General features: G+C 61.2%; 12 protein-coding genes. 5 read left to right on the forward strand and 7 right to left on the reverse strand.

Annotated elements, in window-relative coordinates; all coding sequences use genetic code 11:
- Positions 1-270: 270 nt before the first annotated feature.
- Genes efeO (BLR20_RS13995) through efeU form a run of 4 tightly spaced genes read right to left on the reverse strand, consistent with a single transcriptional unit; the run spans position 271 to position 4,546 of the window.
- On the reverse strand, positions 271-1,095 hold the full coding sequence (efeO, locus tag BLR20_RS13995) for an iron uptake system protein EfeO (RefSeq protein WP_003417764.1): 825 nt from the start codon (positions 1,093-1,095) through the stop codon (positions 271-273).
- A gap of 29 nt (positions 1,096-1,124) precedes the next feature.
- Positions 1,125-2,447: an iron uptake transporter deferrochelatase/peroxidase subunit gene (efeB, locus tag BLR20_RS14000; protein WP_032611691.1), complete on the reverse strand. Its 1,323-nt coding sequence runs from the start codon at positions 2,445-2,447 to the stop codon at positions 1,125-1,127.
- 24 nt (positions 2,448-2,471) lie between these two features.
- Positions 2,472-3,683 (reverse strand): iron uptake system protein EfeO, encoded by a 1,212-nt coding sequence (efeO, locus tag BLR20_RS14005; protein WP_054992845.1) that lies wholly within the window; start codon positions 3,681-3,683, stop codon positions 2,472-2,474.
- 8 nt (positions 3,684-3,691) lie between these two features.
- Entirely contained in the window at positions 3,692-4,546 is an 855-nt protein-coding gene (gene efeU, locus BLR20_RS14010; RefSeq protein ID WP_003417759.1) for an iron uptake transporter permease EfeU, read from the reverse strand.
- Positions 4,547-4,807: 261 nt separating this feature from the next.
- Here efeU and BLR20_RS14015 point away from each other — a divergent pair, with 261 nt between their 5' ends.
- Both BLR20_RS14015 and ada read left to right on the forward strand, forming a co-directional pair.
- Positions 4,808-5,488, forward strand: coding sequence for a DNA-3-methyladenine glycosylase family protein (locus BLR20_RS14015; protein ID WP_032611687.1), 681 nt, complete (start codon positions 4,808-4,810; stop codon positions 5,486-5,488).
- A gap of 69 nt (positions 5,489-5,557) precedes the next feature.
- Positions 5,558-6,664, forward strand: coding sequence for a bifunctional DNA-binding transcriptional regulator/O6-methylguanine-DNA methyltransferase Ada (gene ada, locus BLR20_RS14020; protein ID WP_032611684.1), 1,107 nt, complete (start codon positions 5,558-5,560; stop codon positions 6,662-6,664).
- On the opposite strand, the gene ampC is transcribed toward ada, so the two are convergent.
- A complete protein-coding gene (ampC, locus tag BLR20_RS14025; RefSeq protein WP_054992844.1) occupies positions 6,653-7,810 on the reverse strand; it encodes a class C beta-lactamase in 1,158 nt (385 codons plus the stop codon). The genes ada and ampC overlap by 12 nt on opposite strands.
- Before the next feature lie 143 nt (positions 7,811-7,953).
- Between ampC and BLR20_RS14030 the strand changes: the two genes are divergently transcribed.
- Positions 7,954-9,399, forward strand: a complete 1,446-nt coding sequence (locus BLR20_RS14030) for a SulP family inorganic anion transporter (protein ID WP_054992843.1) — start codon at positions 7,954-7,956, stop codon at positions 9,397-9,399.
- Positions 9,400-9,480: 81 nt separating this feature from the next.
- Positions 9,481-10,596, forward strand: a complete 1,116-nt coding sequence (zapE, locus tag BLR20_RS14035; RefSeq protein ID WP_054992842.1) for a cell division protein ZapE — start codon at positions 9,481-9,483, stop codon at positions 10,594-10,596.
- A 3-nt stretch (positions 10,597-10,599) separates the two neighbouring features.
- Here the strand turns inward: zapE and rarD are convergent, their stop codons facing one another.
- Positions 10,600-11,484, reverse strand: a complete 885-nt coding sequence (gene rarD / locus BLR20_RS14040) for an EamA family transporter RarD (RefSeq protein ID WP_010431982.1) — start codon at positions 11,482-11,484, stop codon at positions 10,600-10,602.
- A 224-nt stretch (positions 11,485-11,708) separates the two neighbouring features.
- On the opposite strand from rarD, the gene BLR20_RS14045 reads away from it, so the two are divergent.
- Positions 11,709-12,860 carry an MFS transporter gene (locus tag BLR20_RS14045; protein WP_010431980.1) on the forward strand — a complete coding sequence of 384 codons (1,152 nt, stop codon included), beginning with the start codon at positions 11,709-11,711 and terminating at the stop codon, positions 12,858-12,860.
- Positions 12,861-12,866: 6 nt separating this feature from the next.
- Here BLR20_RS14045 and BLR20_RS14050 read toward each other — a convergent pair whose 3' ends face one another.
- On the reverse strand, positions 12,867-13,700 hold the full coding sequence (locus BLR20_RS14050; protein WP_054992841.1) for a PhzF family phenazine biosynthesis protein: 834 nt from the start codon (positions 13,698-13,700) through the stop codon (positions 12,867-12,869).
- Between the last annotated feature and the right edge of the window lie 102 nt (positions 13,701-13,802).

Below are 13,802 nucleotides of genomic sequence, written 5' to 3' on the forward strand. Positions count from 1 at the left end.
GTCACCTTTTCGCCCCTCGGCGACCTACTTTGATGGGGCCAAAGTAGGCAAAGCCCGCAGCTCCGTTTCCGGCCCGACTTCGTCGGGTTCCTTCGCCCTGTCATTGATCCGGGGGTCGCCGCAACGGGCCCTCCATGGCCCGGTGCGGGTAGCCTGGCGTCCTGCCAGGCTACCCCCGGATCAGCGCCAGGACTCAGCCGTCACTTACGTCGCACTCTGCGCCGTCAGTGCCATCGCGTTAAAAAGCGCTTTCAGGCGCGGCGCTGCAGATCAATTCAGGCCCAGTTTGCCGCGCAGGGTCGAGAGGTCTTCTGCCAGGGTGTTGACCGGACCGATCAGGGCTTTGCGATCGTTCTCTTTGACCTTGTCGTAGGTCTCAAAGCCACCGTCCTTGGTTTTGTACTTGGCGAGGATCTTGTCCACGGTGGCGAAGTTCTTGTCGACTTTGCTGGAGAAGGCCTTGTCCTGCTGTTCGATCTGCGGGCGGAACAGGTCGACGATTTTCTTCGCACCATCGATGTTGCCCTGGAAGTCATACAGGTCAGTGTGACTGTAACGGTCTTCTTCGCCGGAGATCTTGGTCGCTGCCACTTCTTCCAGCAGGGCTGCTGCGCCGCCGACGACTTTTTCAGGCGGGAAGGTCAGGTCGGCCACGCGCTTTTCCAGGTCCTTGACGTCGCTCAACAGCTTGTCGGCGATAGGGCCCTGATCCTTGGTGGTGTTCTGCGAGAACAGCGCATATTCCAGACGATGGAAGCCAGTAAAGTCTTCTGCCGTCACGCCTTGTTCATGGTCGTCGACGCGTGAGTCGATGGACGCGTCCAGGTCACTGAACAGTTCGGCAATCGGTTCTACCGACTCGTAGTAAACGCGGGTAGGGGCGTAGAGCTTTTTGGCTGTCGCGATGTCGCCTTTTTTCACGGCATCGGTGAATTTCTGGGTGTGGCTGACCAGTTCTTCAATGTTTTCGGTCACGTAAATCTTGTAGTCCGACACCGGGCCTACCAGATCCAGCGGCGCGGTGGCGGCAAAGGCAGCCAGCGGGGTCTGGAGCAGGCCAAGGGTCAGGAGCAAAGCCAGGGGCGTCTTTTTCATGAGTGTCTTCCGGGTCAGGAGTGGATAGGTCATGCGTTTTTAGTGGGCGCTACGGCCGCCAGCAGTGAGCGACCGATGTAATCCTGGTCGCCGTTTACCCCCGGCAGGGTGAAGAAATAGCCGCCACCGACCGGTTTGAGGTATTCCTCCAGCGGCTCGCCGTTAAGTCGGCTCTGTACCGTAATGAAGCCTTTTTCCAGATCGGCCTGGTAGCAGATGAACAGCAGGCCCATGTCCAGCTGACCGTTCTTGTTTACCCCGTTGGAGTAATTGAACGGGCGGCGCAGGATCAGGTTGCGCTGGCTTTCGGCGGTACGCGGGTTGGCCAGGCGGATGTGCGAATCCAGCCGGGTTTTCTTGCCTTCCGGGTCTGCCGCGTAGTTGGGCACATCGCTCTCGACCTTGCCGTCCATGGGTGCACCCGTGCTTTTGCTGCGGCCGAAAATCGATTCCTGCTCCTGCAATGGCGTGCGGTCCCAACGCTCGACGAAGTTGCGGATGATGCGCACCGCCTGATAGCTGCCATTGGCGGCCCAGGCCGGTTCATCGCTGCCCGGCTGCACCCAGACCAGCTCGTTCATGGTCTTCTGGTTGTTGGAGTCCGGGTTCGCCGAACCGTCCCGGAAACCCAGGAAGTTGCGCGCGCTTTCCGGCGGCTGACCGGGTTTTTTCGGTGCCTGGGGCGGCACGGTGCCTTCCTGTTTCCAGCGCACCAGCAGCAGGTCGGGGAGGTTCTTGACGATGTCGCGCAACGCATGGATGTTGCTGTCGGCGGTGTTGGCGCAGAACTGAATGCTCAGGTCGCCGTGGCAACTGGCCGGATCCAGCGCATCGTTGGGGAAACCGGTCATGCGGCTCAAGCGTTTCGGCTTGAGCGGGGCCAGGCCGAAACGCTCATCGAACAGCGATTCGCCCACCGACACGGTGATGGTCAGGTTGTCCGGGGTCACCACCGGACCGAGAATGCCCGAGTCTGGCGGCGGCAGTTTCGGATCGATCTCCGGCACCGGGCCACCGGTCATCAGGAACGCGATGCGCTCGTTCAACGTGCGGAAAAGACGCTCCAGGTCTTCACGGTCGGCGGCCAGAACATCGAACGCCACCAGCATGCCCGCTGCCGGGCGCGGGTTGACGATACCGCTCTGATGCAGGCCGTGAAACTCGTTGTGGTCCTGCGTTTTCTCACTGTTCGGCGCTTCGGCGACTTGCGCAGGTGCTGCGCCAAGTACATTGCCACTCAGGCTGCTGCCAGCCAGCGCGGCCCCTGCAGCGCCGAGCCCCATCAGAACGCGGCGGCGTTGCGCGGAGGCCGGAGCGTTGCTTGTGTCTGGATTGCTGTCCGGATTTTTCATCGTGGTGTGCTGTGCTCCAGTAAATCAGAGGCCGGAAAGGCCAAGTGCCGGGTCTATGCCATTGAGCGCGTCAGCCAGAGCGCCAGCCTTGGCTGCGATCTGCTTGCGCTGCGTCTCATCCACCTGATCGTAGGGGCGCACGCCACCATCGGCGGTGCTCAACGCATCAAGCGTGGTGTCCAGATCAGCCATGGCTGCATCGATCTTCTGCAGCAGATCGCCCGCACTGCGGGTCAGCAGCGGACGCAGCAGGTCGACGATCTTGCGGGTGCCGTCCAGGTTGGCTGCAAAGCCGTTGACGTCGCTGTGGCTGTAGCGTTCCTCTTCGCCGTTACTGCGTACCTCAGCCAGGCTGCGCAGTGTGCGAGTGGCAATGGCCGCCAGTTGTTCGGGTGCCAGCGATTGCGCCATCAACTGTTGCTTGAGCTGGGTGACATCGGTTTGCAGACGCTGCGCGACGGGCGCCAGGCCCTCGACGCTGTGTTGCTCGTACAGGCCGTATTCAATGCGGTGAAAGCCGCCGAAACCGGGGTCCTGTTCACGTTTCTCGTAATAGTCGGCGCGGGCATTGATCGCATTGTCCAGCTCGGCGAGGCGCTGTGCAGCCGGTGCAATGCGCTGGTAAGCGGTGCGGGCGGGCAGGTAGGCCGCCTGGGCGGCGCTCAGGTCGCCGGCATCAATGGCCTGTTGCAGAGCGGTGACGGCCTTGATCAACGCCGAACTCTGCAGGCTCAGGTACACGCGGTATTCGGAGAGCGGACCGATGAAGGCGGTCATGGACGGACGCGCTTTGGCCTTGGCGTCGGACTCTGCCGTCGGCGTGACGTGCAGGGTGCCGCGCGGGTTGCTCAGCAGACCGCAGGTAATCGCGTAATCGCCGGGTGCCAGGTTGGCGTTGATCACCTGGCTCAGCCCTGGGGCGATGTTTTCCCGTTCTTCAATTACCAGCACGCCATCGAGGATTTCCCATTCGACGGCGCGCTCGGAGCGGTTGACGATGCGGAAGGCGTTCTTGCCCGCGGCAACCGTCAAGGCGTTCGGTTCGCAGTTGTGCGCGTGGATATTGACCACGGTTTCAGTACCGGCATTGGCTGCGCGCTTTTTGGCCGCGACCTGCGAGGCATAGTAGAACAGCCCGCCAGCGGCGATCATCAGGATCACTGAGCCGGCGACTGCCAATCGCAGGACACGGGGCGGCCGGGCTTTCCCGGAAGGCCCTGAAGGACGGTTAGACATGGAGGCCCTTATTCGTTCGTAACAGAAGATGTGTTTGGCTGCATGACCTTGCCAGCGGTCGGGGTATGCGGCTTGAAGAACAGCAGCAGCGCCCCGATCAGGTAAATCAGGTAAGCACTCAGGGTGCTGACCGTCGGCGCGTCCTGGTAACCGAACATGCCTGCCAGTACCGAACCGGCAGGGCCGTCCATCGGCAACAGCGCACTGATGTCGAAGACCACTTCCTGCAGGTGATTCCAGACCCCGGCTTCATGCAGTGCCTGAACGGAGTTGGCGAGAATGCCCGCCGCCACTACCAGAATGAACAGCCCGGTCCAGCGGAAAAACAGACTCAGGTTCAGGCGCATGCTGCCGCTGTAGATGGCCACGCCGAAACCGACCGCCAGCAGCAAGCCGAGCAGGGCGCCCAATGGTGCACCGGAGCCTTCGCTCTGCTGGAATACGGCGAGCAGAAAGAACACGGTTTCCAGGCCTTCGCGGGCCACGGCGAAAAACACCATGGCGATCAGCGCGTAGGTCTGGTTTTTCGAGCCGGTGAGGGCAGCGTCGAGTGATTCGTGCAGCGCGTGTTTGATCGACCGTGCGACCTTGCGCATCCAGAACACCATCGAGCTGAGAATGCCGACCGCGATCAGGCCGACGATGCCTTCGAACAGTTCCTGTTGCTTCTGCGGAAACTCGGCGCTCATCAGCTCAAGCCCGCCACCGACGAACAGCGAGAGCGCGGCAGCCAGAAATACGCCGATCCACACCGCAGGCATCCACTCGCCGCGGCCGGTCTGCTTCAGGTAACTGGCGATTATGCCAACGATAAGCGCGGCTTCGATGCCTTCGCGCAGCATGATCAAAAAGGGAACGAGCATATCTCACCGGGTCAAAGCTGAAGGGTGAAGCTGTCGCAGCAGGCCATAGACCTGAAACACTGCGTAACATAATGATACTCATTCTTGAATGCGGATAGTTGTTTTTTATCTGTCTTTGGTTTTTAGCAGGTCGTTCAGGTCAGGTTCAGCTAATCGATCACGGTGTTTTGAACGTTCCGCTGTCTTCGAAAATCAGCGATCATTTTCAACGCCTTTGTAAACCGTAGATGCCCTTCAGGCTGCCTCAATCCGGAAATCATCATGTCATCAGAATCAGACAGCGCTGACCGCGAGCATGCCCAGGCGGTGGCGTCGCTCAGGTCCATAGACCCGCAATGGCAATTGCTGATCGACCAGGTCGGACCTTGTCTGCATCCGGTCAGCGCAGCGCAGGACCCGTTTCAGGCGCTGGTCAAGGCCGTTGCCTATCAGCAATTGCATGCCCGGGCGGGCGACGCGATGGTCCGTAGATTGCGCGCGCTGTTTCTGGACGACAGCTCTCCAGAGGTCAGCTTTCCCGGGGCACAGGCGCTAGTCGAGCTGGATGACCAGGCACTGCGCTCCTGTGGCTTCTCGGCGTCCAAATGCCGGGCGATCAAGGCGATTGCCGCTGCGCGGCTGGACGGTCTGGTGCCCGAGGTCAGTGCTGCGCTGGCGATGGGCAACGAAGCGCTGGTCGAACGCCTGATCCAGCTACCGGGAGTGGGGCGCTGGACCGTGGAGATGATGCTCATTTACGGGCTCGGTCAGCGGGATGTGATGCCAGCCAGCGACTTCGGCGTGTGCGAAGGCTATCGGCGACTGTATGCTCTCGAACTCAAACCGTCTCACCGGCAAATGGCCCGCCTTGCCGAGCGCTTCGCGCCTTACCGAACCATCGCTGCCTGGTATCTGTGGCGAGTGCCGGTCGATTTCAGTGAAATCGGCTCATCTCGAATTTGAAAGCAAGACTCGGAGTGCCCAGTGGCTCTGACAGGCGCAGGCTTATCGAAACTCAAGGCGGGCTCCACCATGGACAGCACAGAACGCACTCAAACGGCACGCGCCCTGCGCACTGAAGACGACCCGCGCTGGGACATCCTGGTCAATCGGCGTTCACACGCCGGCGCTGACTTCGTTTACGGCGTGCTGACCACCGGCGTCTATTGCAACCCGTGCAGCCCGACCCGGCTGCCGCGTCCGGAAAACGTGGTGTTTTTTGATAATGCACGCGAGGCCGAGGCCGCCGGATTTCGCCCGTCCCTGCGCAACGCTGGCGATTCACATGCGCTGCAACTCAAGCATGCAGAAGCCGTTGCCCAGGCTTGCAGACTGATCGATGCCGCCGATGTGATGCCCAATCTGACCGAGCTCGCGGAGCAGGTCGGGATGAGCGGTTTTCATTTCCACCGTATTTTCAAAAAGCTGACCGGGCTGACGCCCAAAGCCTACAGTGTCGCCTCGTTGCGCTCGCGGGTGAAAGTCCAGCTCTCACAGGACGTAAGCATTACCGATGCGTTATACGAGGCGGGCTACAACGCCAACAGTCGTTTCTATGAGGCTTCGCAGAAAATGCTCGGCATGAAACCTTCCGAATATCGCGCGGGCGGCGCCAATGTCGACATCAGGTTCGCCCTGGGTGAAAGTTCGCTGGGCTCGATTCTGGTGGCCACGAGCAGCAAGGGCATCTGCGCGATTTCGCTAGGTGATGATCCGCATGCACTGATCGAAGCTTTCCAGGACCAGTTTCCCAACGCCAACCTGATCGGTGCAGACGCAGCGTTCGAACAGCTGGTTGCCGAGGTCGTGGGTTTTGTCGAATCACCGGCGACCGGCCTGGCGCTGCCACTGGATATCCGCGGCACGGTGTTTCAGCAGCGGGTCTGGCAGGCGCTCAGGGACATCCCTGCCGGATCGACGGCCACCTATACGCAGATCGCCACGCAGATAGGACTGCCCAGTGCAGTCCGTGCGGTTGCCAATGCCTGTGGTGCGAACAAGCTCGCGGTGGCCATTCCCTGCCACCGCGTGGTGCGCAGCGACGGATCGCTGTCGGGCTATCGCTGGGGCGTCGAGCGCAAGCGCAAGCTGCTTGAAATCGAGGCGGCCGAGGGGTCAGGGCTCTTTTCAGGGCGTTGAACAGCAGCCCATCTTCTGCAGGATCCGATAGGCCAGTTTCACCCGCTCCTCGTTCGGGTAATTCTTGTTGGCGAGGATGGCAATCCCCAACTGCTGTTCCGGAATGAACGCCACATAGCCGCCGAAACCGTTGGTTGAACCGGTTTTGTTGACCCAGACCGCAGATTGCGCTGCCTGCGGTGGCTCGATCATTTCGGCTTTGACCGTGTTCAGCATGGCGCTGGCATTGCCCTCAAGCAGCGCCTCCAGACGGACCGGCAGCGGATACTGCTCCCAGATCAGGTCCTGAGTCATGCCGCCGACCTTGAAATAGCCGGTCCGCGTGTCGCGCAGGGCTTTTTGCAGCGCGGCGTCGTTTTGACCGAGCCCGATGTTCGCTTCGACAAAACGGAGCATGTCCCGGGCACTCGATTTCACCCCGTAGGCTTCAGCCGCCAGTGGCCCTGGATTGACCCTGACCGGCTCGTCGAGTTTGTTGTAGCCCTGCGCATACAGCGCCTGTTTTTCATCGGGCACATTGATATAGGTATTACTCAGACCCAGCGCCGGAAACAGCCGCTGCTGCAGGGCTTTTTCATATGGCATCTTCATGCTGCGTGCCGCGACCATGCCGAGCAGGCCCACACTGGGATTGGCGTAGGTGCGCTGGGTGCCGGGCAGATATTCGGGCTGCCACGCCTTGAAATACTCCATCAACTGACGGGTGTTGTGCACTTTATCCGGCACCTGAAGCGGGAAGCCGCCAGCCGTATGGGTGCCCAGATGGAACACCGGCACCTTGCCCAGCCGCGAGGCCTGCAACTGCGGAATATAGCTGTCGATGCTTTGCGTCAACGACAGCTGCCCATTGGTCTGCGCCCAGGTAGCGAGGGTGGCGGTGAAGGTCTTGCTGATCGAGCCAAGTTCAAACAGCGTATCGCGCGTGACTGGCTGGCCGGTGGCTTTTGATGCGACGCCGTAAGCGTAGAACTGCTGTTTGCCCTGGCGAGTGACGGCGATCGACAGGCCCGCGATATGATTTTCCTGCATCACTTTGCTGGCTTCTGCCTGCACGAATGCGTCGACAGCCGCTGTGTCGTCGTCGGCAACAGCCATCGCACTGGCCAGCAGAAGTCCTGTGCAGAGCAGCGTTCCATTCCATTGCATCGGTTTACTCCTTGTTGTTTCAGGTTCGGGCCGATCATCAGAGAGCCTTCCTGGAAGCCCCGCCGTGGTGGTCGGTCATCAAAGGTTTGCGTAATATGCCCACTTTTTTGCGCTTCCTCCATGGAGCGCCGCTCAGGTAACCCATGAAAACGATCCGAATACGTGCCGAAGTCCTGGCAGGCCTCACCACATCTTTTGCATTGGTGCCCGAGTGCATCGCCTTTGCGCTGGTGGCCCATCTCAATCCGCTGATGGGGCTCTACGGCGCGTTCATCATCTGTACCCTGACCGCGCTGTTCGGCGGGCGTCCGGGCATGGTGTCCGGTGCGGCAGGTTCCATGGCGGTGGTGATCGTCGCGCTGGTGGTTCAGCAGGGGGTGCAGTATTTGCTGGCGACCGTATTGCTGGGCGGTCTGATCATGATCCTGTTCGGCTTGCTGCGGCTGGGCAAACTGGTGCGGCTGGTGCCTTATCCGGTGATGCTGGGCTTCGTCAACGGTCTGGCGATCGTCATCGCGATGGCGCAACTGGAGCACTTCAAGGTGGGGGAATCATGGCTCAGCGGTACGCCGCTGTACGTGATGCTCGGGCTGGTGGCTCTGACCATGGCCATTGTCTACCTGTTGCCGCGCGTGACCCGCGTTGCGCCGCCCGCGCTGGTGGCGATCCTCAGCGTCGGGCTGGCGGTCTACCTGCTCGGCCTGCCAACCCGCACTCTGGGCGACATGGCGCACATTGCCGGTGGCCTGCCGGTATTCGCCATGCCGGACATTCCGTGGAATCTGGAGACGCTGCGCATCATCGCGCCTTACGCGATCCTGATGGCGCTGGTCGGTCTGCTGGAAACCCTGCTGACCCTGAACCTGACCGACGAGATCACTGAAACCCGTGGTTATCCGGATCGCGAGTGCGTAGCGCTGGGCGCTGCCAACGTGGTCTCCGGTGCCTTCGGCGGCATGGGCGGCTGCGCGATGATTGGTCAGACTGTGATCAACCTGAGTTCTGGCGGCCGCGGTCGTCTGTCGGGCGTGGTCGCGGGTTTGATGATCCTGATGTTTGTGCTGTTCCTCTCGCCGCTGATCGAGCGTATTCCATTGGCGGCGCTGGTCGGAGTGATGTTCGTGGTCGCCCAGCAGACCTTCGCCTGGGCCTCTTTGCGTGTGTTGCGCAAAGTGCCGCTCAACGACGTGCTGGCGATCATTGCCGTGACCGTGGTCACGGTGCTGACCGACCTGGCCACCGCAGTGCTGTTCGGGATTATCATCGCGGCGATCAATTTCGCCTGGCAGCAGGCTCGCGAGCTATACGCCGACAGCCACATCGAAGCCGATGGCAGCAAGGTCTATCACCTGCATGGCACGCTGTTCTTCGCCTCGACCACACCGTTTCTCGACCAGTTCAACCCGGCCGAAGACCCTGCGCAGGTGACACTGGATTGCCGCCACCTGAGCTTCGTCGATTACTCGGCCATCGCCGCGCTCAAGACCCTGCGCGAGCGTTACGCCAAAGCCGGCAAGCATCTGCGTGTAGTACACCTGTCCGAGCGCTGCAAGCGACTGCTCAAGCGTGCCGGCGTGCAGCCTGCCTGAGTCGACTTGATGAGTTGAGTTGCGCGGCGCAGCCTCGTACAGGCTGGATATCTTTTCTCTGATACTGAAGGTGTGTGCCTGATGGATGCCGTCTCTCCTCTGCAAGCCTACGAACGTGCCGTTCAGCGTGGGTTTCAACCCGATCAGGCGCAGTTGCAGGCCGCCCGCCAGTTGCAGGCGTGTTATGAGGGGCTGGCTGCCGCTCGCGGTCGGGCACGCGGCGTTTATCTGTGGGGGCCGGTCGGGCGTGGCAAGACCTGGCTGATGGACCGCTTTTTCGAAAGCCTGAGCGTACCCGCCCGGCGTCAGCATTTTCATCATTTCATGCGTTGGGTGCATAAACGCATGTTCGAGTTGATGGGCACTTCCCAGCCACTGACCGTGGTTGCCAGGGAACTGGCGCGTGACGTGCGAGTGATGTGTTTCGATGAGCTGTTCGTTACCGATATCGGCGACGCAGTGATTTTGGGTGGGCTGTTGCAGGTGATGTTTGAAGAGGGCGTGGTGCTGGTCTGCACGTCCAACCAGCCACCGGAGCAGTTATACAGCCATGGCCACAATCGCGAACGCTTCCTGCCCGCGGTTGCGGCGATTCTGAAGTACATGGATGTCGTGCCGGTCGACGGCGGCGAGGATCACCGGCTGCACCCCGGGCAACTGCATCAGCGCTACTGGATTGCCGAAGCCGGTCGACCCAGCGCCTTGCAGGGTATCTTCGAAGCGTTGAGCGCGGATCAGCCGGTTCACGACTCGCAGGTCATGCTCGGTTATCGCAGCATCAACGTGGTTCGGCATTCCGACACCGCCGTGTGGTGCCGCTATCGCGACCTTTGCGAACAGCCGCTGGCAGCCATGGATTTCATCGCCCTGTGCGATCGCTTTTCAGTGATTCTGCTCAGCGAGGTGCCGCTGCTGGGGGCCGCACAGCGCGAAGCGAAAATTGCCCGCGGTACCGAGGATGGCGTCGAGCAAGTGATCGCAGGCGATCGCGAGCTACCGCAGTTGTCGCCCAACGATGATGGCGTGCGCCGTTTCATCGCGCTGGTCGACGAGTGCTATGACCGGCGCATTCCGCTGTATGTCGAAGCGCCGGTGCCGATGGACGAGCTGTACACCGAGGGCTACCTGTCGTTTGCCTTTCGGCGCACCCTTAGTCGACTTCAGGAAATGCAGCTGGAGCGTTTCACCGAGTCCTGACGCTCAGCTCGCGTCCCGGCGGCGCTGGGCCAGCATATGCTTGGCGCCTTCGATCATCAGGACCACGACGGCCATCCAGATCGGCAGGTATGTCAGCCACTCATCGCGACCGATACTCTCGCCCAGCAGCAGGGCGACGCCTACCAGCAGCACCGGCTCGACATAACTGAGCAGCCCGAACAGGCTGAACGGCAGCAAGCGACTGGCAAGAATGTAACTGACCAGCGCCGAGGCACTGATCACCCCGAGCAGCGGGATCAGCAGGTACAACAGCGGTGCCTGCTGAATGGCCTGCGGATGGCCGTTGGCGATGAACCACAGGCCGATGGGCAGCATCAGCAGCATATCGAACCAGAGCCCGCCGAGGTGATCGGTCTTGAGCTTGCGACGCAGCACGAAGTACAGCGGATAGCCGCCCGCCACCAGCAGGGTTTCCCAGGAGAAACTGCCCAGCCGCCACAGCTCATGCGCCACACCGATCATGGCAAACACCGCAGCGACTTTCTGCAGGTAGGAGAGGTGCTCGCCATACACCACGCGGCCAGTGAGAATCATGCTCAGCGGCAGCAGGAAATAGCCCAGTGATACTTCCAGACTGCGCCCGTGCAACGGTGCCCACATGAAGATCAGCAACTGCGCCCCGAGCAGCACCGAAGACAGCAGCAGCGCGAAGATCAGCAGCGGTTGCTGCCTGAGTCGGACAGCCACTTCGCGGACTCGCCGCCAGTCACCGCTGACCAGCATGAACAGGGTTGCGCATGGCACGGTGAGCAGCATGCGCCAGCCGAAGATCTCTTCACCGTCGAGCGGGGTCATCAGTGACGTATAGAAATACATGACCCCGAACAGCGTAGACGCCAGGACCGACAGCACCACACCTTTGTACACAACGGCCTCCGCAACAACTTATTCGACAGATTGCGCACCTGTCTGGTGCGCGTGGTCGCCAGTCTACTGGCCTGAGGTGCAAAAAGCTGCAAATCAGACGGCCCCGGCACGGCGATGGAACGAGCCTCCTTCAAGTGCATCAGAGGTTTTGGCTAATCGATCAGCTTTGTTAGGCTGTCGCGCTGGCCGGTGTGACCGTACTCGGTAAATTACAAGGAGCATGCATGACCTCTTTCAGCACCGCAGCCCAGGATGCCAAGGCTCGGGCGGAGCAGTCTTCGACGCGTATCGCGTTTTTCATTGCCGGTTTCAGTGTGGCCTCTTGGGCGCCACTGGTGCCTTACGTCAAACAGCGCATGGGCCTTGATGAGGGCACACTCGGGCTCTTGTTGTTGTGTCTGGGGGTGGGCTCGATCATTTCGATGCCGCTGGCTGGAGCGCTGGCGGCGCGGTTCGGCTGTCGGCGTTTGCTGGTTTGTTCGACGCTGCTGATCTGCCTGTGCCTGCCGTTACTGGCTACGATCTCCAGTCTGCCGCTGTTGATCGCCACGCTGTTTCTGTTTGGCGCGAGCATGGGCGGGGTGGATTGCACGGCCAACGTGCAGGCGGTGATTGTCGAGCGCGCCAGCGGCAAGACCATGATGTCGGGGTTTCACGGCCTGTTCAGCCTTGGCGGGATTGTCGGTGCGGCGGGTGTCGCCGGCTTGCTCAGCCTGGGCATCTCGCCATTCACGGCGATGCTGATCGTGGTATTCCTGACCTTGATTGCGCTGGCGAAAGCGGCGCCGAATCTGTTGCCTTACGGCAGTCCGTCCGATGGGCCAGCCTTCGCAATCCCGCGTGGTGTGGTGCTGTTCATCGGCCTGCTGTGCTTCACCGTATTTCTGGCCGAAGGCGCGATGCTCGACTGGAGCGCGGTATTCCTGACCTCATTGCGTGGTGTCGAGCCTTCCTATGCCGGGTTGGGTTATGCGGTATTCGCCGCGACCATGACGCTGGGGCGTCTGTTTGGCGATGCGGTGGTAAAACGGGTCGGCTCCAATCGAGTGATCATTCTCGGGGGGCTGTGTGCTGCGGCGGGGCTGGCCGTCGCGACGTTGATCCCGGTCTGGCAGGCTGCGCTGCTGGGCTATGCATTGGTGGGCGCGGGTTGTTCGAACATCGTACCGGTTTGCTACAGCGCGGTCGGCCGGCAGAAGACCATGCCCGAAAGCGTGGCGATCCCGGCCATTACCACAGTCGGTTACGCCGGGATTCTGATCGGTCCTGCGGCAATCGGTTTCATCGCCCATGTCAGCAGTCTTGAACTGGCGTTCATGATCGTCGCGGTGATGCTGTTGGGCGTGGCGATCGGTGGCAGCAAACTCAGGACCTGATCCCGGTTACAACCTGCGCGCCATCCCTGACACCCGGATCGAGCTCCCCGGTTGCTGCGGGATTTCGGCGCGCAGGCGCGACGGGCTGCCCATGTCCTCGCCCTGAACAATGTCTATCAGGCCGCCGTGCGGCCAGCCGATATCGCGCAGATAACCGCCCAATGCTGCAGTGGCCGCACCGGTGGCCGGGTCTTCATAAACACCGCCGAAAGCAAACGGGTTACGGGTGTGGAACAACTGATCGGTTTCGGCCCACACCAGCAGAATCGTCGCCCAGCCTTCACGGACCATCAGGTCGTGACCCGCCTGCTGGTCATAGCGCATGGCCTTGAGCCTGGCCCGGCTGTTCAGCGCCAGCAGCAGGTGTCCGGCACCGCCATTGATATGCGCGGGCGTAATACGCTCATCCAGATCGGCATGGCTGTAGCCGAACAGCGCCAGGGCTTGTTCCAGCAACGGCGTACTGACCGGCTTGCTGAACGTGGGCGGCGATTGCAGCGCCGCCGACGTCAGCGAACCCTGCGCATGGCCCTCGACGGTAATCTGCGCCTGATTGAGCGTCAGCTGAAACACGCCATCGCCTTGCTGTGCCGCCAGCGCTGCGCCCAGGGCGATGGTTGCATGCCCGCAAAAAGGTACTTCTGCGAGCGGCGAGAAATACCGCACCCGCCAACCGCTTTCGACAGGCGCAGCGAACGCCGTTTCGGAGAAACCGATGTCGGCGGCAATCTGCTGCATGACGGCATCATCGGGTAACGCATCGCCAATCCACACGCCTGCCGGATTGCCTCCGCGATCGCCATCGCTGAACGCCGCCAGTTTGAGTACTTCAGTTGTCATCGAAGGGTGTCCTTGCCTGGGTCAGTGGGGAACAGTGTGCAATGGCGAGGATTTGATTATCCAGTAAGAACATTTGATGCACGGCATGCGTGTGCCTGATGC

Origin of the sequence: Pseudomonas congelans (assembly GCF_900103225.1) — a bacterium.
In the GTDB taxonomy this organism is placed as follows: Bacteria; Pseudomonadota; Gammaproteobacteria; order Pseudomonadales; family Pseudomonadaceae; genus Aquipseudomonas; species Aquipseudomonas congelans.

What these genes read in the sequence shown, in the direction of transcription:
- efeU (WP_003417759.1), bottom strand. Translation starts at nt 4,546, where the DNA reads ATGCTCGTTCCCTTTTTGATCATGCTGCGCGAAGGCATCGAAGCCGCG.
- ada (WP_032611684.1), top strand. Translation starts at nt 5,558, where the DNA reads ATGGACAGCACAGAACGCACTCAAACGGCACGCGCCCTGCGCACTGAA.
- BLR20_RS14045 (WP_010431980.1), top strand. Translation starts at nt 11,709, where the DNA reads ATGACCTCTTTCAGCACCGCAGCCCAGGATGCCAAGGCTCGGGCGGAG.
- efeB (WP_032611691.1), bottom strand. Translation starts at nt 2,447, where the DNA reads ATGAAAAATCCGGACAGCAATCCAGACACAAGCAACGCTCCGGCCTCC.
- efeO (WP_003417764.1), bottom strand. Translation starts at nt 1,095, where the DNA reads ATGAAAAAGACGCCCCTGGCTTTGCTCCTGACCCTTGGCCTGCTCCAG.
- BLR20_RS14030 (WP_054992843.1), top strand. Translation starts at nt 7,954, where the DNA reads ATGAAAACGATCCGAATACGTGCCGAAGTCCTGGCAGGCCTCACCACA.
- ampC (WP_054992844.1), bottom strand. Translation starts at nt 7,810, where the DNA reads ATGCAATGGAATGGAACGCTGCTCTGCACAGGACTTCTGCTGGCCAGT.
- zapE (WP_054992842.1), top strand. Translation starts at nt 9,481, where the DNA reads ATGGATGCCGTCTCTCCTCTGCAAGCCTACGAACGTGCCGTTCAGCGT.
- BLR20_RS14050 (WP_054992841.1), bottom strand. Translation starts at nt 13,700, where the DNA reads ATGACAACTGAAGTACTCAAACTGGCGGCGTTCAGCGATGGCGATCGC.
- efeO (WP_054992845.1), bottom strand. Translation starts at nt 3,683, where the DNA reads ATGTCTAACCGTCCTTCAGGGCCTTCCGGGAAAGCCCGGCCGCCCCGT.
- BLR20_RS14015 (WP_032611687.1), top strand. Translation starts at nt 4,808, where the DNA reads ATGTCATCAGAATCAGACAGCGCTGACCGCGAGCATGCCCAGGCGGTG.